The following is a 17,228-nucleotide window of genomic DNA, read 5'->3' as shown; positions in this document are numbered from 1 at the left end:
GAAACACACCCCATGGCCGAGATCTTCTACGACGCCGACGCCGACCTCTCGCTCATCCAGGGCAAGAAGGTCGCGATCGTCGGCTACGGCTCCCAGGGCCACGCCCACGCCCAGAACCTCCGCGACTCCGGCGTCGAGGTCGCCATCGCGCTGAAGGAGGGCTCGAAGTCCGCTCCGAAGGCCGAGGAAGACGGCTTCGCCGTCAAGAGCGTGGCCGACGCGACCGAGTGGGCCGACGTCATCATGATCCTCGCTCCGGACCAGCACCAGCGCGGCATCTACACCGACAGCATCAAGGACAAGCTGACCGAGGGCAAGACGCTCGCGTTCGCGCACGGATTCAACATCCGCTTCGGCTACATCGACGCGCCCGAGGGCGTCGACGTGATCCTGGTCGCCCCGAAGGCGCCCGGACACACCGTCCGCCGCGAGTTCGTCGCCGGCCGCGGCATCCCCGACATCATCGCGGTCGAGCGTGACGCATCGGGTCAGGCGTGGGACCTCGCCCTGTCCTACGCGAAGGCGATCGGCGGCACGCGTGCCGGCGTGATCAAGACGACGTTCACGGAAGAGACCGAGACCGATCTGTTCGGCGAGCAGGCGGTGCTGTGCGGTGGCACGTCGCAGCTCGTCCAGTACGGCTTCGAGACGCTCGTCGAGGCCGGCTACCAGCCCGAGATCGCGTACTTCGAGGTTCTCCACGAGCTCAAGCTCATCGTCGACCTCATGTGGGAGGGGGGCATCGCCAAGCAGCGCTGGTCGATCTCCGACACGGCGGAGTACGGCGACTACGTGTCCGGACCCCGCGTCCTGGACGCCACGGTCAAGGAGCACATGAAGGAGGTGCTCGGCGACATCCAGTCGGGTGCGTTCGCGAAGCGCTTCATCGCCGACCAGGACGCCGGCGCACCGGAGTTCCTCGCGCTGCGTGAGAAGGGTGCCGCGCACCCGATCGAGGCCACCGGCAAGGAGCTGCGTTCGCTGTTCGCGTGGAAGCAGACCGACGCCGACTACACCGAGGGCAGCGCCGCGCGCTAACCGTCCCTGAGACCGCCGTCCGATCCGGCACGGCTTCGGCCCGGTTCCGCTCCTTGCACCCCGAGGAGCGGAACCGGGCCACTTCTGTATCGCCGGTGGGCGGAGTAACCTCCCGAACGGGAGGTCCCGATGAGCGAGGGAAGCGGCACGAGGGACGATCCGTGGCGGCTGACCACTGCGCCGGGAACCTCTGCGTACACGATGTACCGCGATGAGGACGCGGACCCTCCGGCGCTCGTCTGCCAGGTCGGATCGACGCGGTTGACGTATCGGTTGAGGGCCGTGGAGGATCTCACGAACTGGCTCCGCGCGCAGGAGGAGTGGGTTCCCCTCGGCGCAGCCGATGAGCAGAAGCCGGCCGCTGAGGGGTCGGTGGAGGCGTGGGGTCGCAGTCAGAGCAATCCGGTCGGCGGCTGGTACGGCCTGCGGAAGGGATATCGAGGCCGGTTCGGCATGTACCTCCCGCCGCTCCTCGAGGCGCTCGGTCTGGCTGAGATGACACACGACCCGCGCAACAACCGCGTCCGCGCGATCTGAGAGCTCAGGTCATCTCGCGCAGGCGTGCGATGCGCGTCAGCGCGGCCTCCTCCGACGTGGACCGCTCGCCCAGGAGCGACCGGGCGGACCGCAGCACCAGGCCGGTCGCCGGCACCGCCAGCGGAGCTGGACGACCGAGGCCGAGCATCGCGCGCTGCGAGGGATCGAGCGAGGCGATCGCGCCCTGGAACATGATCCGGTACGCCGGCAGCATCCCGGGGACGAGGGGAGGCCGGCGGATGAAGCGCACGACGTCGTGCACGCGGTCATCCGCCCGCAGGGTGCCGGCCTCGGAGAAGCCGCGTAGGCGCGCCCGCATGTCCGCGGCGGTGAGCGGGGGATCGGTGAGGCCGATGAGCTCTCCGGCCACGGCCCATTCCCGCACGTACGCGTCCGGTCCGCCCGGGATCTCCGTCTCCCAGATCTCGTGGCACGTCAGGAACGCGTCGGTGAAGGCCAAGTGCACCCACTCGATCAGGTCGGGATCGCCGGCGCTGTAAGGCACGGAGCGCCCAGACGCGTCGAGGTAGGTGCCGCGCACGCGCTCGTGGAGCGCGCGCACCATCGCCGAGGAGCGTTCGGCGGTCGCGCGATCGCCGAACGTGACGGTGATGAGCCAGCGGATCGTCCCGGTCAGCCTGCCGAGCGGATCCTCCCGATACCGCGACCAGTCGTGAACGCCCGCCATCGCACCCGGGTGCATCGCCTGCACGAGCAGGGCGCGGATGCCGGCGACCATCGTGGCCATGCCGCCGTGCACGGCCCATGACGCCGACCCGGGACCGAAGTACCCGGCATCCGTGCCCTCGGCGAGCTGCCTGACCCACGGCGGCGAGCCGTCGTCGGTGCCGGACAGCGTCTGCAACAGGTGCGACCGCCACCGATCCCGCATCGCCGTCATCCCGCCAGTACAGCACGCGCCGGAGCGCCGAGGGTCGGATCGGTCTATTCGCGCGGCTACGCTGGCACCATGGCCCGCGGCACAGACGACGACGCGCTCTCCTGGGACGGCGACGACGACCCGACGCTCGCCGTGGGGCAGACCCAGGATGCCGCTCCCGCCACTCTTCCCGAGGGCTTCACGCCCGTCGGACGCGGGAGCGAGAACGTCGGCGCTGTCTCGACCGGTTCGGCGGCGGATGCCGCGGCGGCGGGGGAGCCCGTGGTGAAGGCTCCCATGGGCAACGTGACGCTCGTGTCGCTCGGGATCCTCGGCGGCGTGTACCTGCTGTACGCCCTCGGCTGGGCGATCGGCGGACTGCGCCTGCAGGGTCGCGCCGCCTACCTGGTGACCGATGTGATGTTCCAGGGGAGCTTCTGGCTCGCCGTGCTCGCAGCGCCACTCTGGTTCGCCACGGTCTACCTCCTGACGGCCGGGGGGAAGGCATGGGTGCGTTTCGCGTGGCTCATCGGCGGCGTGGCGCTCCTGCTGCCGTGGCCCTTCGTGATGATCGGGGCGGTGGGCTCATGAGCGGGGATGCCGTCCCACCGGAGACCGCGAACGTCCCGCGCCGAACACCGACCTGGCTCGTGGCCACGATCGCGGGCGGCTTCGGGCTCTTCTACGCCTACGCGGTCTGGAACGCTCTCGGAAACCTGATCCAGAGCGTGCAGTTCGCGGGCGAGAACGGTTTCGTGCTGAGCCCGATCGGCTGGGTCATCTGGATCCTCGCGGTCATCTTCCCGATCGCCGCGTTCGCAGCCGCGTTCGCGATCGGGTATCGACGTCCGGCCCACTATCTGATCCTCGTCCTGCTCACGGGGCTCGCCCTGACCGCCGTGTTCTGGCTCAACGTCGTCGCGTACACCGAACTGAACTACGCCTCGCTGCTGGCGTAGCCGGGTGTCCCGGCCGTCATACGGGCGGGTCCTCACGGGGCGAGCCGATAGAGTGTGAGTGAATGCGCCCCGATGGCGTGCGGCGCAGCATCCACTCGTCTGTTCGGCCGCGATTCGCGCGCCCACGCTCCAAAGGATCCGCTGTCGTGACGAAGCCCGTCGTGCTCATCGCCGAAGAACTCTCTCCCGCCACGATCGACGCGCTCGGTCCGGACTTCGAGATCCGCCAGATCGACGGGACTGACCGCCCCGCGCTCCTGGCCGGTCTCGCCGACGCCAGCGCCGTGCTCGTGCGGTCGGCGACGCAGATCGATGCGGAGGCGATCGCCGCCGCTCCCGTGCTGAAGATCGTCGCCCGAGCCGGCGTGGGCCTGGACAACGTCGACATCAAGGCGGCCACGACCGCGGGTGTGATGGTCGTGAACGCGCCCACATCGAACATCATCTCCGCAGCCGAGCTGACGATCGGGCACATCCTGAGCCTCGCCCGGCACATCCCGGCCGCGCACGCTTCTCTTGCCGCGGGCCAGTGGAAGCGCAGCGCCTACACCGGCACCGAGCTGTTCGAGAAGACCGTCGGCATCGTCGGACTCGGGCGCATCGGCGCCCTGATCGCCGAGCGGCTGCGCGCCTTCGGCGTGCGTGTGGTGGGCTATGACCCCTACGTCACGCCCGCGCGCGCCCAGCAGCTGCAGGTCGAGCTCCTGCCGTTCGATGACGTGCTGCGCCAGAGCGACTTCGTGACGGTGCACATGCCGAAGACGCCGGAGACCACCGGCATGATCGGCGCCGAGCAGCTCGCCCTGATGAAGCCGTCGGCCTACGTGATCAACGTCGCCCGGGGTGGTCTCATCGACGAGGTCGCGCTGCGCACGGCGCTCGTGGACGGGGTGATCGCCGGTGCCGGCCTCGACGTGTTCACGTCCGAGCCTCCCGTCGCCGAGTCCACGGCGGCGGCGCTGCTGGACCTTCCGAACGTCGTCGTCACGCCGCACTTGGGCGCCAGTACCGACGAGGCGCAGGAGAAGGCCGGCATCTCGGTCGCCCGGTCGGTCAAACTGGCACTCGAAGGCGATCTGGTCCCGGACGCCGTGAACGTCGCGGGCGGCATCATCGATCCGTTCGTGCGCCCGGGGATCGCCCTGGTCGAGAAGCTCGGACAGTTCTTCACGGGTCTTGCGCACGCCGCCGTCACGAGCCTGGACATCGAGGTCCGGGGCGAGCTCGCCGCCTACGACGTCAGCGTGTACCGGCTCGCGGCGCTCAAGGGCATCCTGACGAACATCGTCAGCGAGAACGTCTCGTACGTGAATGCGCCGCTGTTCGCCGAGCAGCGGGGCATCGAGACGCGGCTCGTCGTCGAAGCGGACAGCCCGCTCTACCGCAACCTCACCGTCCTGCGCGGGACGCTCGCGGACGGGACCGTGCTCACGGTCGCGGGGACGCTGGCGGGCACCCGCATGGTGCCGAAGGTCGTCGGCATCAACGGGTACGAGATCGAGGTGCCGTTCGAGCAGCACCACATCGTGATGCGGTATGCCGACCGCCCGGGAATCGTCGCGATCTACGGGCAGCGTCTCGGCGATGCCGGCATCAACATCGCAGGACTCCAGGTCGCGCACCCGGACGCCTCCGGTCGTGCCCTGTCCGTCCTCACGGTCGACTCGCCCGTGCCCGAGGAGATGCTGACCGAGCTGCACGCCGCGGTCCAGGCAGATCTCTTCCGCCAGATCGAGATCACCGAGCCGTAGTCAGCGCTTCGCGGCGCGCTCCACCAGGGCGATCAGTGCGTCCATCTCGGGTCCACGGGGCACCGGGCCGGGTATCGAGCCACCGGCCAGGGCATTGTTGAAATAGAGCCCGTCGCTGACGAGCATCACGAGGTCGAGGGATGCGGCATCCCTCGTGTGCGGTCGCAGCGCGTCGCCCCAGCGTTCCCGCACCTCACGCAGCGCGGTGCTCGCCGCCGCGTTCCCGCCCTGGGCGAGCCGCGACGTCGCGAGGATCGCGCGGTCCAGCGGATCGTTCTGCATGATCGAGGATCGCAGGAAGTACGAGATCGGCCCGTCGGGGGCGGACGACATCTGCGTGATGTCATCGCTGACGAGCAGATCGAGCCGCTCGATGACGCCGCGCTCGAGCGCGTCCTTCGACCCGAAGTGATACAGCAGTCCGCCCTTGGAGACGCCGGCCGCGCGGGCGGTCGCGTCCATCGTGGCGGAGCGCTCACCGTCTTCGATCAGGATCGCCTCGAAGGCGTCGAGCACGCTCTCTCGGGCATGCGGGGGACGGCTCATCGCTCGATCGTATCCGTCGGGTTGGTCGCCACATCTGATACTATACCGGCTGGACGGTTTAGAAACTGAGGATGACATGACGGACACACTGACCAGGATTCCGACGACGGCGGCACCGCGCGTCGGATGGCGCGGCTGGGCCGCCCTGGTCGTGCTCATGCTGCCGGTCCTGCTCGTCTCCGTCGACAACACGGTGCTGAGCTTCGCCCTTCCGCAGATCGCGCTCGACCTCGAACCGACCGCGACGCAGCAGCTGTGGATCATCGACGCCTACCCGCTCGTGCTCGCGAGTCTGCTCGTGACGATGGGCGTGCTGGGGGACCGCTTCGGCCGCCGCCGGATGCTTCTGATCGGCGCGACCGGGTTCGGCGTCGTCTCGGCGCTCGCGGCCTTCGCGCCCAGCGCCGAGTGGCTGATCGCCGCGCGCGCGGCGATGGGCGTGTTCGGGGCCATGCTCATGCCCTCGACGCTCTCGCTCCTGCGGAGCATCTTCACGAACCGCGATCAGCGCCGCCTCGCGATCGCGGTGTGGGCTGCCGGCTTCTCGGCCGGTGCGGCCCTCGGTCCGGTCGTCGGCGGCATCCTGCTCGAGCACTTCGCGTGGGGAGCTGTGTTCCTCATGGCCGTGCCCGTGCTGGTGCCGCTGCTGATCCTCGTGCCGATCCTGGTGCCGGAGAGCCGCGACCCGAACCCCGGTCGCTTCGACCCGATCAGTGTCGCGCTGTCGCTGCTGACGATGGTGCCGATCGTCTACGCGATCAAGGAATTCGCGGTGCACGGCACGGAGACCGCGATCCCGTTCGTGCTCGTCGTGGTCGGCATCCTGTTCGGCGTGCTCTTCGTCCGTCGCCAGAACCGGCTCGAGACGCCCATGCTCGACATGGCGCTGTTCCGCACGCCGAGCTTCTCCGGCTCGATCCTGGTGAACCTGCTGAGCGTGATCGCGCTCGTCGGCTTCCTCTACTTCGTCGCCCAGCACCTGCAGCTCGTGGTCGGGCTCTCGCCGCTGGATGCCGGACTTGCCCTCGTGCCCGGCCTGCTCGCGATGATCGTCGCGGGGATCGGCGTCGTCCCGATCGCGAAGCGCGTCGCCCCGCGGCTCGTGGTGCCGATCGCGCTGCTGTTCTCGATCGCCGGCTACCTCCTGGTCGCGGTGAGCGCGCAGACGGGTGCCCTCGCGGTGCTGATCGTCGCGTTCATCGCCCTCGGCATCGGCATTGGCGCTGCGGAGACGGTCTCGAACGAGCTCATCCTCGCCAGCGCCCCGCCCGCGAAGGCCGGCGCCGCCAGTGCCGTCTCTGAGACGGCGTACGAGCTCGGGGCGGTCCTCGGAACGACGATCATCGGTGGGCTCCTCGCCGCGTTCTACCGTGCGAACCTCGTGCTGCCCGACGGCCTGCCCGCGACGATCTCCGAAGCCGCGCGCGAGACGCTCGCGGGCGCGGTCGCCGGTGCGGCCACGCTCGACGAGGCTCTCGGCGACGCGCTCCGAGAGGCCGCGGCACACGCGTTCGACGCGGGCGTCGGGGTGACCGCGCTGATCGGCGCCGGTCTGATCGTGATCGCCGCGGTCATCGCCGCGGTGACCCTGGGCGGTCGCCCGCACCGCGAGCGCGTGGAGCACTGATCCGTCGAGTGTCCAGGGCGCGCCGTGTGCGCACCCGCTGACGCGGCGCGCCTTGGACACTCAACGCCGATGTCACGCCGGTACGCTGGTCGGATGCACCCCGAACGCACCGTGAAGCTCGCCGTCATCCCGGGTGACGGCATCGGACCCGAGGTGATCGCCGAGGCCGTGAAGGTCCTCGACGCGGTCACCGCAGGCTCCGGCATCCGCTTCGACAGGACGACGTTCTCGCTCGGCGCCGCGCGCTACCTCGAGACCGGCGACACGCTGACGGATGCCGACCTCTCGGCGATCGCCGAGCACGACGCGATCCTGCTCGGCGCCGTCGGGGGAGTGCCCGGCGACGCGCGCCTGAAGAACGCGAACATCGAGCGCGGGTTGCTGCTGAAGCTGCGCTTCGCGCTCGATCACTACGTCAATCTGCGCCCGTCGAAGCTCTACCCCGGCGCTCCCGGACCGCTCGCCGACCCCGGTGAGATCGACTTCGTCGTCGTCCGCGAGGGCACGGAAGGCCCGTATGTCGGCAACGGCGGCTCGATCCGCACGGGAACCGCGCACGAGATCGCGAACGAGACGTCGGTGAACACCGCGTACGGGATCGAGCGGGTCGTGCGGTACGCCTTCGACCTCGCCGAGCGGCGCCGCAAGAAGCTCACGCTCGTGCACAAGACGAACGTGCTCGTGCACGCGGGCGGCATGTGGCAGCGCATCGTGAACGAGGTGGCGGGGGAGCACCCCGATGTCGCGGTAGATTATCTGCACGTCGACGCGGCGACGATCTTCCTGGTCACAAACCCGTCCCGCTTCGACGTCATCGTCACCGACAACCTCTTCGGCGACATCCTGACAGACCTGGCCGGCGCCGTCACCGGTGGCATCGGTCTCGCCGCTTCCGGGAACATCAATCCGGACGGCGCGTTCCCGTCGATGTTCGAGCCCGTCCATGGCTCGGCGCCGGACATCGCGGGTCAGCAGAAGGCCGATCCCACCGCCGCCATCCTCTCCGTCTCGCTCCTGCTCGACCACCTCGGGCTGCGCGAGGAGGCCGAGCGCGTCACCCGCGCCGTCGAGGACGACATTCAGGCGCGGGATGCCGCTTCCCGACCCACCGCGCACATCGGCGACGCGATCGTGGCACGGCTGCAGGCGTAGCCTGGAGCACGCGCGCGTCGCCCGCACTCTCACTCAGGACGTGAAATGACACTCATCGGAACCGACCCCGACACGGGCCTTGCCCCGCTGCAGTTCGCCGTGACGAAGAACCTCGCCGCGAAGAGCCCGGCAGAGCGGGACGCGATCCTCGCGAATCCCGGATTCGGCCAGCACTTCACCGACCACATGGTCGACATCTGCTGGTCCACCGGCGGCGGGTGGCACCGTCCGCGCGTCCAGCCCTACGGCCCGATCACCCTCGACCCTTCCGCCGCGGTCCTGCACTACGGGCAGGAGATCTTCGAGGGCATCAAGGCCTATCGGCACGCCGACGGATCGATCCACACGTTCCGACCGGATCAGAACGGCCGCCGACTGCAGCGATCCGCCCGGCGTCTCGCTCTTCCCGAGCTTCCGGTGACGTACTTCATCCAGTCGCTCCGCGAGATCATCAAGGCCGATGGCGCGTGGGTGCCGTCGGGCGAGGACCAGAGCCTGTACCTGCGCCCGTTCATGTTCGCGAAGGAGGCGTTCCTCGGCGTCCGCCCGGCGCACAAGGTCGCGTACTACGTGATCGCCTCGCCCGCTGGGGCCTACTTCCACGGGGGCGTGAACCCGGTGAGCATCTGGCTGAGCGAGGACTACGCGCGCGCCGGGAAGGGCGGCACGGGCGCGGCCAAGACCGGTGGCAACTACGCCGCTTCGCTCCTCCCGCAGTCCGAGGCGTACGAGAACGAGTGCGACCAGGTGGTGTTCCTGGACGCGGACCGCAACGTGGAGGAGCTCGGCGGCATGAACGTCGTGTTCGTCTACAAGGACGGCACGATCGTCACCCCGCAGTCCCCGTCGATCCTCGAAGGCATCACGCGCGACTCGATCCTGCAGCTCGCGAAGGATCGCGGCCACAAGGTGGAGGGACGTGCGGTCTCGCTCGACGAGTGGCGCCGGGGTGTCGCCTCCGGCGACATCGTCGAGGTGTTCGCGTGCGGCACGGCCGCCGTCGTGACGCCGATCGGCGTGCTCAAGGGCGCCGACTTCTTCGACGAGCAGCCCACCGGCACACTGGCCCTCGAGCTGCGCAAGGAGCTCACGGACATCCAGTACGGGCGCGTCGAGGACCGTCACGGCTGGCTGCTTCGTCTGGACGAGTGACCGGTCTGCGGGCCGGGGAGGCGGATGGCTGCCCTGAGTAGGCTGGTCGGGTGAAGATCGCTCGATTCAGCCACCAGGACACCATCCGCTTCGGAATCGTCGACGAGACGGACGTCGTCGTCCTGGACGGCGACCCGATGTTCGCGGGGTTCGACACGACCGGTGAACGGATTCCGCTCGCGGACATCGCCTTGCTCGCACCGGTGATCCCGCGGTCGAAGGTCGTGGCCGTCGGGCGCAACTATCGCGCGCACGCGGAAGAGCTCGGCAACGAGGTCCCCGCGGAGCCGATGCTGTTCTTCAAACCCAATACGTCGGTGATCGGACCCGGGGACACGATCGTGCGCCCCCGGCAGTCGCAGTTCACCTCGTTCGAAGGGGAGCTCGCGGTCGTGATCGGCTCGATCGCGAAGAACGTCGCCGCCGAACGCGCGTCCGAGGTGATCTTCGGCTACACGATCGCGAACGACGTGACCGCCCGCGATCTGCAGAAGACCGACGGGCAGTGGGCACGCGCGAAGGGCTTCGACACGTTCTGTCCGCTCGGACCGGTCATCGAGACCGAGTTCGATCCCGCCTCGGCCACTGTGCAGACGCGCCTGAACGGGCAGACCGTGCAGGACGCGCCGCTCACGGACATGATCCACTCGATCGGCGACATCATCGCCTTCGCGTCGGCGGCCTTCACCCTGCTCCCGGGCGACGTGATCCTCACCGGCACGCCCTCCGGCGTCGGCGCCTTCGTGGCCGGCGACACGATCGAGGTCGAGATCGACGGGCTCGGCATCCTCCGCAACACCGCGCGCGACGCGTGAGGTCCCCGCGTGGGTGAGTCGGCGCCGCTGGGCGCCGAGGACCTCGCGCGCATCCAGCGCCGCACCGTCTGGGTGCTCTCGATCGCCCAGGTGCTCGGAGGTCTCGCGTTCGGCGCGACCATCTCGCTCGGGGCGGTGCTCGCTGCCGACATCTCCGGGGACGAGGCGTTCTCCGGGCTCGCCGCAGCTGCCGTCACGTTCGGAACAGCGCTCATCGCGATCCCGTTGGCACGGCTCGCCCGGTCGCGCGGTCGCCGGCTGTCCCTCACGGGCGGCATGGCCGTCGCGCTCGTGGGTGTCGGCCTCGTGGTCTTCGCGGTCGGCATCGGCTCGTTCCCGCTCCTCCTGCTGGCATTCCTCCTGATCGGCGGCGGTCAGGCCGCGAATCTGCAGTCACGGTTCGCGGCGGCCGATCTCGCCACCGACGCATCGCGCGGCCGGGATCTGTCGATCGTCGTGTGGGCGACCACGATCGGCGCCGTCCTCGGCCCCAACCTCACCGGACCGGGCGCGGTCGTCGGAGACGCGCTCGGGATGCCGCCCCTGACCGGTCCGTACGTCTTCACGATCATCGGCCAGACGCTCGCGATCGTCCTGTACGTCACGGCACTGCGGCCGGACCCACTGCTTCTCGCCCAACGCGTGGTCGCGTCCAAGGACGACGCCGCGGGAGCGATCGCCCGGCCGGACGACCCGCGGCTCGCGCGCTATGCGATCTTCGCGATCGCCGCCTCCCACGGCGTCATGGTCGCCATCATGGCCATGACTCCGGTCCACCTTCTGCATCAGGGGGCGAGTCTCAGCATCATCGGCCTGACGATCAGCCTCCACATCGCAGGGATGTACGCCCTGTCGCCGGTGTTCGGCATCCTCGCCGACCGGGTGGGACGAATCCCCGCGATCCTGGTCGGACAGGTGATTCTCGCCGCCTCGCTCGTCACGGCCTCCTTCGGGCAGGACTCGCCCGCGGCCGTGACGATCGCCCTCATCCTGCTGGGCCTGGGCTGGAGCGCGACGACGGTGGCCGGTTCGGCGCTGCTGACGGAAACGTCCTCCGAAGCGCAGCGGACCCGCCGACAGGGCCTCAGCGACTTCACGATGAGCATGGTCGCCGCCGTGGGGGCGATTCTGGCGGGCGTCGTCCTCGGTCTCATCGGCTACGGCGGACTCGCGCTCGTCGTCGGGGTGGCGGTGGTCGCGGTCTTCGCCCTCGCGCCGTTCGCGACGCGCTCGAGTCCGGTCAGCGGCCGAGCGCGCTGAGGGCGGCGTCGACGTCGTCGCGGTCGTTGAAGACGTGGAAGGCCACGCGCGCGCGTCCCGCGCGACCCGATGCCGTGATGCCGGCATCCGTGAGCCTTTTCAGATCCGCCCCGGCGGCGTCGACCCACGTGACGATCGCGCTCGGGCGCTCGGGGAGATCGAGACCCATCCCGAGGCGGAAGGCGGTCGCGAGTTGCGTCGCGTGCGCGTACAGGGCGGCGCGATCCGTCGCGGCGAAGAGCTCGAGGACGGGTTCGGCGCCCACGAAGGCCTGCCACGCGGGGGAGACGTCGAAGCGCGTGGCGTCGTCCGCGAGGGCGCCGGCTGACCCGTAGCACGAGGTCCACGGGTCTGCGGCGGAATACCAGCCCGCGAAGATCGGAGGCACCGCCGCGGCGAACTCCTCGCTGATCGCGAGGAACGCCACTCCCCGCGGTGCGCAGAGCCACTTGTACGCGTGGCAGATGAGCGCGTCGTGGTCCTTCGCGTTCACGGGAAGCCAGCCGATCGCCTGCGTCGCATCGCACAGCGTGCGTGCTCCGTGCCGGTGTGCGGCGGCGGAGATCCCCTCCGCATCGGCCACCTCGCCCGTCGCGGACTGCACGATCGAGTACGCCACGAGCCATGTGTCGGCGGTGATCGCGTCGGCGAGCTCGTGCACCGGCGCGGTGCGCAGCCGGATGCCGCGCCCGGCGTGTGCGAACGGCTGCACCATCGACGCGAAGTCGCCGTCGGCGCACAGCACCTCGGCGCCGTCCGGCACCGCGGCGGCGATCAGACCCGCGAGCACCGAGGTCTGCGATCCGATCGCGATGCGCGCGGGGTCCGTATCGACCAGTCGCGCGAAGTGGCCGCGCGTGCGCTCCACCACGGCGGAGTACGCCACCGCGCACGCGCGACCGGACGCCGCGGCATCGAGGTCGGCGATCATCGCAGCGCGGCTCGCCCGTGTCGGCAGGCCCAGCGTGCACGCCGCGAGGTACGACCGCCCACCGGTGAACTCCGCGCGCACGGAGAGCAGGTCGGGAGGGGCGAGAGCGGTCATGACCCCAGCGTGCTCCGCGCCGAATCATTCGTCTACAGCAGGTCTTCGATCGGAATCATGCTCAGACGTTATTCTTGCGGGATGACTGATGCCCTCGATGTGGACGTGCAGTCGCTTCGGGTGCTCAAGGCGATCGCCGATGAAGGGTCTCTGACCGCGGCGGCAGCGGCCCTCGGCTACAGTCAGCCCGCCGTCAGTCAGCAGGTCAAGCGGCTCGAGCAGCGGCTGGGGCTCGCGGTGATCGAGCGCGCCGGCCGCCGGGTGCGGCTCACGGAGGCGGGGCGCGTGCTGGCCCGCCACGCCTCGGCCGTCACGAGTGCCCTGGACGCCGCAGCGGGCGAGCTCGCCGAGCTGCAGGGTCTGCGCGCGGGACGCGTCCGCATGGTGGGGTTCCCGTCGGCGTCGCCGGGGGTCATTCCGCGCCTCCTCGCCGATCTGGGCGAACGCCGCCCGGGCATCACGATCACCTATGTCGAAGCCGAGCCGCCCGAGGCGGTCGCCGCCGTCCGTGAGGATCGCGCCGACATCGCGCTGACATTCAGCTATCCCGGCGACCGGAGCGATCCCCACGGGGCCAGCGCACGGGGGCTGTCGGTGCGCACGATCGGCACCGACGATCTGGTCGCGGTGCTGCCGGAGGGGCACCCGGCGGCCGCCGCCGCCGCTGTGGATGTGTCCCTCCTCGCGGACGAGAACTGGATCGCCGGCTGCCCGCGGTGTCGTGGCCATCTGCTCGAGCTGTGCGGACGTGCCGGATTCACTCCGCGCATCGGCTTCGAAACCGACAACTTCGTGGCCGTCGAAGGGCTCGTGGCGCAGGGTATCGGCGTCGCCACCCTTCCCCGGATGGCGATCGAGTCGTTCCCCCGCATGCCGGGCGTCCGCACGGTCGCGCTCCCGGCGCAGGAGGCGCGGACGCTCCACGTGGTCACGGCGTACCGCGCTGATCGGGTGCCGGCGATCCGCAGTGCGCTCGACGCGCTGGATCGTGTCCTCGCCCCGGTGGGGCACGGCGCGGCGAACTAAGCTGGGGGGCGATGTCTACTCCCGATCCTCGCACCACGACCGCTTCCGGCTCCGACGTCCGGGTCCGCTTCTGCCCGAGCCCGACGGGACTGCCGCACGTCGGTCTCATCCGCACCGTGCTGTTCAACTGGGCCTACGCCCGTCACAACGGCGGCACGCTCGTGTTCCGCATCGAGGACACGGACGCCGCGCGCGACAGCGAGGAGAGCTATCAGCAGCTTCTCGATGCGCTGCGGTGGCTCGAGATCGACTGGGACGAGGGCGTGGAGATCGGGGGACCGCACGCGCCCTACCGGCAGTCCCAGCGTCACGACATCTACTTCGACGTGCTCGAGAAGCTCAAGGCGACGGGAGCGGTGTACGAGAGCTATTCGACGCCCGAGGAGATCGATGCCCGCAACGTGGCGAACGGGCGCGCGAAGCAGCTCGGCTACGACAACTTCGATCGCGACCTCACCGAGGACCAGAAGGCGGCCTTCCGTGCCGAAGGTCGCGAGCCCGCGTGGCGGGTTCGCGTCCCCGACGAGGATCTGACCTACGTCGACCTGATCCGCGGAGAAGTCACCTTCCCGGCAGGATCGTTCCCGGACTTCGTGATCGTCCGGGCGGGAGGGGTACCGCTGTACCCGTTCGTGAACCCGGTCGACGACGCGCTCATGGGCATCACGCACGTGATCCGCGGCGAGGACCTCATGCCCTCGACGGCCCGTCAGCTGGCGCTGTACCGCGCGCTCGTGGATGCCGGCGTCACGGAGTTCATCCCTCGTTTCGCGCACATGCCGCTCGTGTTGGGCGACGAGGGGAACAAGAAGCTCTCCAAGCGCGACCCGAAGGCCGACCTCTTCCTCCAGCGTGAGCGCGGTTTCATCCGCGAAGGACTGCTGAACTACCTCTCGCTGCTGGGCTGGTCGCTCTCCCATGACCGCGACGTCTTCTCGCTCGATGAGCTCGTCGCCGCGTTCGACATCGCTGACGTGAATCCGAATCCGGCCCGGTTCGACCAGAAGAAGGCCGAGTCGATCAACGGCGACCACATCCGGATGCTGGAGCCGGAGGACTTCGCGCGCCGACTCGTCCCGTATCTGGCGTCCGCCGGCGTCGTGAGCTACCCGCCGACGATCCCTCAGGGCGAGCTCCTCGCGCAGGCCGCGCCGCTCATCCAGGAGCGCCTCCAGCTCCTCGGCGATGCGCCGGGTCTCCTCGGCTTCCTCTTCACGGACGACGTCGTCTATGCGGACGACGCGCTGGCCGCCCTGCCCGAGAACACCGGGCTCGTGCTGGCCGCCTCCGTGAGCGCGCTCGAGCTCATCCCCGAAGCCGACTTCACCGCGGCGGCCGTCCAGGAGGCGCTCTCCGGTGCGCTGATCGACGGGCTCGGGCTCAAGCCGCGAGTCGCGTACGGCCCGTTGCGGGTGGCGGTCAGCGGCCGGCGCGTCTCGCCGCCGTTGTTCGAGTCAATGGAGTTGTTGGGCAAAGCGGAGTCGCTCCGACGACTCGCCGCGCTCGAGGCGTTCCGCGCGGGCTGAGCCTCCGCCCGGTTTGGCGAGGCCGCGCTCGTCACGTAGACTTGATCTTCGGCACGGGCTCCGGCTCAGCGCCTTGGGGTATGGTGTAATTGGCAACACGGAGGTTTCTGGTACCTTTGTTCTTGGTTCGAGTCCAGGTACCCCAGCCATCGAAAACCCCCGCTGAGCGGGGGTTTTCGGCATTCCGGCCCTACTCGCCCGACACCTCGGGATAATTGAGGCATGAGCGCTCCGCTGCGATCGTCCGGGTCGCCGGAGGCGCAGGCTGAGCTTGACGCCCTGCGCTCCCGCGCGTACGGACCGGATGCCGACATCGATCGCGATGCCGATGCGCTCGCGCGACTGGTCGAGTTGGAGGAGCAGCTGCGCAGCGGTGCCGCGCCCGACGAGGCGGTCGAGCTCGGTGTTCGGCAGACCGTGGACCCCGAGGTCCCCGTGCCGGACGGAGCAGTGGTCACCGGTACGCCGGACGGTTCGGCGTCCGATGTGCGTCGGCGCGGCCTTCGGCGCGTTCCGGTGTTGGTCTGGGTACTGCTGGCCCTTGCCCTCGGGGCGGCCGGCGGGTTTCTTCTGCCCTTCGTCGGAGCACCTCAGCCGGTGACAACCCTCGAGCGTGCACCACTCGGAGATGCACCGGTGGACTTCGAACTGTACGGCGTGAGCGCGGAGTCACCCGTCCGCTACGAGCCCTACCACGACCTGCAGATCTGGTCGGGGATCACCGAGCAGGGCTCGACCTGCATCGTGATCACGAACGATGCGGGGGAGTGGATCGCCGCCGGGTGCGCGCCTGAGCCGCTGCATCCCGTCGCCGATGTCATCTTCTTCCCGGGCATGCGCCAGATCGAGGGACTCGACCTGCCCGACGGCAGTGTTCTCCGTTTCACGCTGCGTGACGACGTCATGGAGGTCTGGGTCGCCGAGACCGTCGGCGACGCTCAGTCCTCCGCCGCGACGAGCTCGGCGACGGCCTCGGCGCCGAGCTCGGCGTACGGCGGATCGTCGTCGCTCTGACCGAGCAGCATGAGCGCCACGGCGGCCGCCCATCCTTTCGCCCGGGTCCACGTCGCTTCGTCGTACCGATCCGACAGCTCGGCGCGGAACGCGGTCCGCCCGTCCCGGTCAAACGCCATCCAGGCCACCGAGAGGTCGTACGCCGGGTCGCCCGCCGTGACGTCTCCGAAGTCGATCATCGCGACGAGTCGTCCGCCGCGGGCGACGAGGTTGCCGGGATGCAGATCGCCGTGGATCCATACCGGGCCGTCCGACCACGCGGGGGCCCGCAGTGCGGCATCCCAGATCAGAGCGAGCCGCGCCAGCGCGTCGGCAGCGACCTGACCCTTCAGGGCATCCACCCGGGCGTGCACGGCCGCGGCGCGGGTCCGCAGTGCGACGCCGCGGACGGGGTTCGGCGGAAACCCGGGCGCAGCCGGAGTGTGCAGCAGCCGGACGGCCCGCGCGAGCGGTGCGGCCCAGCCGATGCGTCGGACGCGCGGGACGACGAGCCCGGTGTCGCCCGCGAACCACGGCACGATCGACCACGCCCAGGGGTAGCGCCTTGCCGGGCGACCCGTCACGAGTGGGACGGGAACTCCGAGGCCGGCGGGAGCGAGGCGGCGCGCGATCCCGGGCAGCACCTGCTGTTCGTGCAGGATCAGCGGTGCGGCCATGGCGCGCCGCGGCAGGCGGACGGCGAGATCGTCGCCGAGACGCCAGACCGCGCAGTCCCACCCGTCCGCGACGTGACGGAGGCCCTCGTCTGCGGCGCCGGCGAGCTGGGGTGCCTGCTCCTGCAGGAGTTCGCGGACGAGCTCCGCATCGATCCGGATCTCCGCGGCCGGCTTGTCGGGCATTCCCCGACGCTAGTGCAGCGGCATCCGATTGAGGAAGAACTCCGTGACAGCGCTTGTGTTC

At 69.9% G+C, this 17,228-nt stretch carries 17 protein-coding genes and 1 tRNA gene; 14 read left to right on the top strand and 4 right to left on the bottom strand.

Annotated features, from left to right (window positions below):
- Window positions 1–12 precede the first annotated feature (12 nt).
- Together ilvC and ABD197_RS10150 are read left to right on the top strand one after the other, a co-directional pair.
- Window positions 13–1,038 carry a ketol-acid reductoisomerase gene (ilvC, locus tag ABD197_RS10155; RefSeq protein WP_344054130.1) on the top strand — a complete coding sequence of 342 codons (1,026 nt, stop codon included), beginning with the start codon at window positions 13–15 and terminating at the stop codon, window positions 1,036–1,038.
- A 129-nt stretch (window positions 1,039–1,167) separates the two neighbouring features.
- Window positions 1,168–1,575 (top strand): DUF6855 family protein, encoded by a 408-nt coding sequence (locus ABD197_RS10150; RefSeq protein ID WP_344054128.1) that lies wholly within the window; start codon window positions 1,168–1,170, stop codon window positions 1,573–1,575.
- A 4-nt stretch (window positions 1,576–1,579) separates the two neighbouring features.
- Here the strand turns inward: ABD197_RS10150 and ABD197_RS10145 are convergent, their stop codons facing one another.
- Window positions 1,580–2,476 (bottom strand): oxygenase MpaB family protein, encoded by an 897-nt coding sequence (locus ABD197_RS10145; protein ID WP_344054126.1) that lies wholly within the window; start codon window positions 2,474–2,476, stop codon window positions 1,580–1,582.
- Between the two features lie 69 nt (window positions 2,477–2,545).
- On the opposite strand from ABD197_RS10145, the gene ABD197_RS10140 reads away from it, so the two are divergent.
- The 3 genes from ABD197_RS10140 (at window position 2,546) to serA (ending at window position 5,165) form a co-directional block, all read left to right on the top strand.
- On the top strand, window positions 2,546–3,046 hold the full coding sequence (locus ABD197_RS10140) for a DNA polymerase III subunit gamma/tau (protein WP_344054124.1): 501 nt from the start codon (window positions 2,546–2,548) through the stop codon (window positions 3,044–3,046).
- Window positions 3,043–3,414, top strand: coding sequence for a bacitracin resistance protein (locus tag ABD197_RS10135; RefSeq protein WP_344054122.1), 372 nt, complete (start codon window positions 3,043–3,045; stop codon window positions 3,412–3,414). The genes ABD197_RS10140 and ABD197_RS10135 overlap by 4 nt, the downstream gene beginning before the upstream one ends.
- 146 nt (window positions 3,415–3,560) lie before the next feature.
- On the top strand, window positions 3,561–5,165 hold the full coding sequence (gene serA / locus ABD197_RS10130) for a phosphoglycerate dehydrogenase (RefSeq protein WP_344054120.1): 1,605 nt from the start codon (window positions 3,561–3,563) through the stop codon (window positions 5,163–5,165).
- On the opposite strand, the gene ABD197_RS10125 is transcribed toward serA, so the two are convergent.
- Window positions 5,166–5,711, bottom strand: a complete 546-nt coding sequence (locus tag ABD197_RS10125) for a TetR/AcrR family transcriptional regulator (protein WP_344054118.1) — start codon at window positions 5,709–5,711, stop codon at window positions 5,166–5,168.
- A 76-nt stretch (window positions 5,712–5,787) separates the two neighbouring features.
- Here ABD197_RS10125 and ABD197_RS10120 point away from each other — a divergent pair, with 76 nt between their 5' ends.
- The 5 genes from ABD197_RS10120 (at window position 5,788) to ABD197_RS10100 (ending at window position 11,717) form a co-directional block, all read left to right on the top strand.
- Window positions 5,788–7,338, top strand: a complete 1,551-nt coding sequence (locus ABD197_RS10120; RefSeq protein ID WP_344054116.1) for an MFS transporter — start codon at window positions 5,788–5,790, stop codon at window positions 7,336–7,338.
- 93 nt (window positions 7,339–7,431) lie between these two features.
- Window positions 7,432–8,490 (top strand): 3-isopropylmalate dehydrogenase, encoded by a 1,059-nt coding sequence (locus tag ABD197_RS10115; RefSeq protein ID WP_344054114.1) that lies wholly within the window; start codon window positions 7,432–7,434, stop codon window positions 8,488–8,490.
- Between the two features lie 45 nt (window positions 8,491–8,535).
- The gene (locus ABD197_RS10110; protein WP_344054112.1) at window positions 8,536–9,642 is read left to right on the top strand and encodes a branched-chain amino acid aminotransferase; all 1,107 of its coding nucleotides are present in this window, start codon (window positions 8,536–8,538) and stop codon (window positions 9,640–9,642) included.
- Between the two features lie 50 nt (window positions 9,643–9,692).
- Complete coding sequence (locus ABD197_RS10105; protein ID WP_344054110.1) at window positions 9,693–10,457, top strand: fumarylacetoacetate hydrolase family protein; 765 nt, start codon at window positions 9,693–9,695, stop codon at window positions 10,455–10,457.
- Window positions 10,458–10,466: 9 nt separating this feature from the next.
- Complete coding sequence (locus ABD197_RS10100) at window positions 10,467–11,717, top strand: MFS transporter (protein WP_344054108.1); 1,251 nt, start codon at window positions 10,467–10,469, stop codon at window positions 11,715–11,717.
- Here ABD197_RS10100 and ABD197_RS10095 read toward each other — a convergent pair.
- A complete protein-coding gene (locus ABD197_RS10095) occupies window positions 11,698–12,762 on the bottom strand; it encodes an aminotransferase class V-fold PLP-dependent enzyme (protein ID WP_344054106.1) in 1,065 nt (354 codons plus the stop codon). The genes ABD197_RS10100 and ABD197_RS10095 overlap by 20 nt on opposite strands.
- Before the next feature lie 81 nt (window positions 12,763–12,843).
- Here ABD197_RS10095 and ABD197_RS10090 point away from each other — a divergent pair, with 81 nt between their 5' ends.
- The 4 genes from ABD197_RS10090 (at window position 12,844) to ABD197_RS10075 (ending at window position 16,328) form a co-directional block, all read left to right on the top strand.
- The gene (locus ABD197_RS10090) at window positions 12,844–13,788 is read left to right on the top strand and encodes a LysR family transcriptional regulator (protein ID WP_344054104.1); all 945 of its coding nucleotides are present in this window, start codon (window positions 12,844–12,846) and stop codon (window positions 13,786–13,788) included.
- A gap of 11 nt (window positions 13,789–13,799) precedes the next feature.
- On the top strand, window positions 13,800–15,314 hold the full coding sequence (gene gltX, locus ABD197_RS10085) for a glutamate--tRNA ligase (RefSeq protein WP_344054102.1): 1,515 nt from the start codon (window positions 13,800–13,802) through the stop codon (window positions 15,312–15,314).
- A 74-nt stretch (window positions 15,315–15,388) separates the two neighbouring features.
- Window positions 15,389–15,463, top strand: a tRNA-Gln gene (locus tag ABD197_RS10080).
- Window positions 15,464–15,536: 73 nt separating this feature from the next.
- Window positions 15,537–16,328, top strand: coding sequence for a hypothetical protein (locus ABD197_RS10075; RefSeq protein WP_344054100.1), 792 nt, complete (start codon window positions 15,537–15,539; stop codon window positions 16,326–16,328).
- Here ABD197_RS10075 and ABD197_RS10070 read toward each other — a convergent pair.
- Window positions 16,253–17,167: an aminoglycoside phosphotransferase family protein gene (locus ABD197_RS10070; protein WP_344054098.1), complete on the bottom strand. Its 915-nt coding sequence runs from the start codon at window positions 17,165–17,167 to the stop codon at window positions 16,253–16,255. The two genes, ABD197_RS10075 and ABD197_RS10070, sit on opposite strands and share 76 nt — an antisense overlap.
- Window positions 17,168–17,228: the final 61 nt, after the last annotated feature.

It is taken from the genome of Microbacterium lacus (assembly GCF_039531105.1).
GTDB classification, from domain to species: Bacteria; Actinomycetota; Actinomycetes; order Actinomycetales; family Microbacteriaceae; genus Microbacterium; species Microbacterium lacus.
The sequence above is the reverse complement of the archived record's forward strand: the minus strand, read 5'-3'. Positions and strand labels throughout refer to the sequence as shown.

What these genes read in the sequence shown, in the direction of transcription:
- ilvC (WP_344054130.1), top strand. Translation starts at nt 13, where the DNA reads ATGGCCGAGATCTTCTACGACGCCGACGCCGACCTCTCGCTCATCCAG.
- ABD197_RS10150 (WP_344054128.1), top strand. Translation starts at nt 1,168, where the DNA reads ATGAGCGAGGGAAGCGGCACGAGGGACGATCCGTGGCGGCTGACCACT.
- ABD197_RS10145 (WP_344054126.1), bottom strand. Translation starts at nt 2,476, where the DNA reads ATGACGGCGATGCGGGATCGGTGGCGGTCGCACCTGTTGCAGACGCTG.
- ABD197_RS10140 (WP_344054124.1), top strand. Translation starts at nt 2,546, where the DNA reads ATGGCCCGCGGCACAGACGACGACGCGCTCTCCTGGGACGGCGACGAC.
- ABD197_RS10135 (WP_344054122.1), top strand. Translation starts at nt 3,043, where the DNA reads ATGAGCGGGGATGCCGTCCCACCGGAGACCGCGAACGTCCCGCGCCGA.
- ABD197_RS10125 (WP_344054118.1), bottom strand. Translation starts at nt 5,711, where the DNA reads ATGAGCCGTCCCCCGCATGCCCGAGAGAGCGTGCTCGACGCCTTCGAG.
- ABD197_RS10120 (WP_344054116.1), top strand. Translation starts at nt 5,788, where the DNA reads ATGACGGACACACTGACCAGGATTCCGACGACGGCGGCACCGCGCGTC.
- ABD197_RS10115 (WP_344054114.1), top strand. Translation starts at nt 7,432, where the DNA reads ATGCACCCCGAACGCACCGTGAAGCTCGCCGTCATCCCGGGTGACGGC.
- ABD197_RS10110 (WP_344054112.1), top strand. Translation starts at nt 8,536, where the DNA reads ATGACACTCATCGGAACCGACCCCGACACGGGCCTTGCCCCGCTGCAG.
- ABD197_RS10095 (WP_344054106.1), bottom strand. Translation starts at nt 12,762, where the DNA reads ATGACCGCTCTCGCCCCTCCCGACCTGCTCTCCGTGCGCGCGGAGTTC.
- ABD197_RS10090 (WP_344054104.1), top strand. Translation starts at nt 12,844, where the DNA reads ATGACTGATGCCCTCGATGTGGACGTGCAGTCGCTTCGGGTGCTCAAG.
- gltX (WP_344054102.1), top strand. Translation starts at nt 13,800, where the DNA reads ATGTCTACTCCCGATCCTCGCACCACGACCGCTTCCGGCTCCGACGTC.
- ABD197_RS10075 (WP_344054100.1), top strand. Translation starts at nt 15,537, where the DNA reads ATGAGCGCTCCGCTGCGATCGTCCGGGTCGCCGGAGGCGCAGGCTGAG.
- ABD197_RS10070 (WP_344054098.1), bottom strand. Translation starts at nt 17,167, where the DNA reads ATGCCCGACAAGCCGGCCGCGGAGATCCGGATCGATGCGGAGCTCGTC.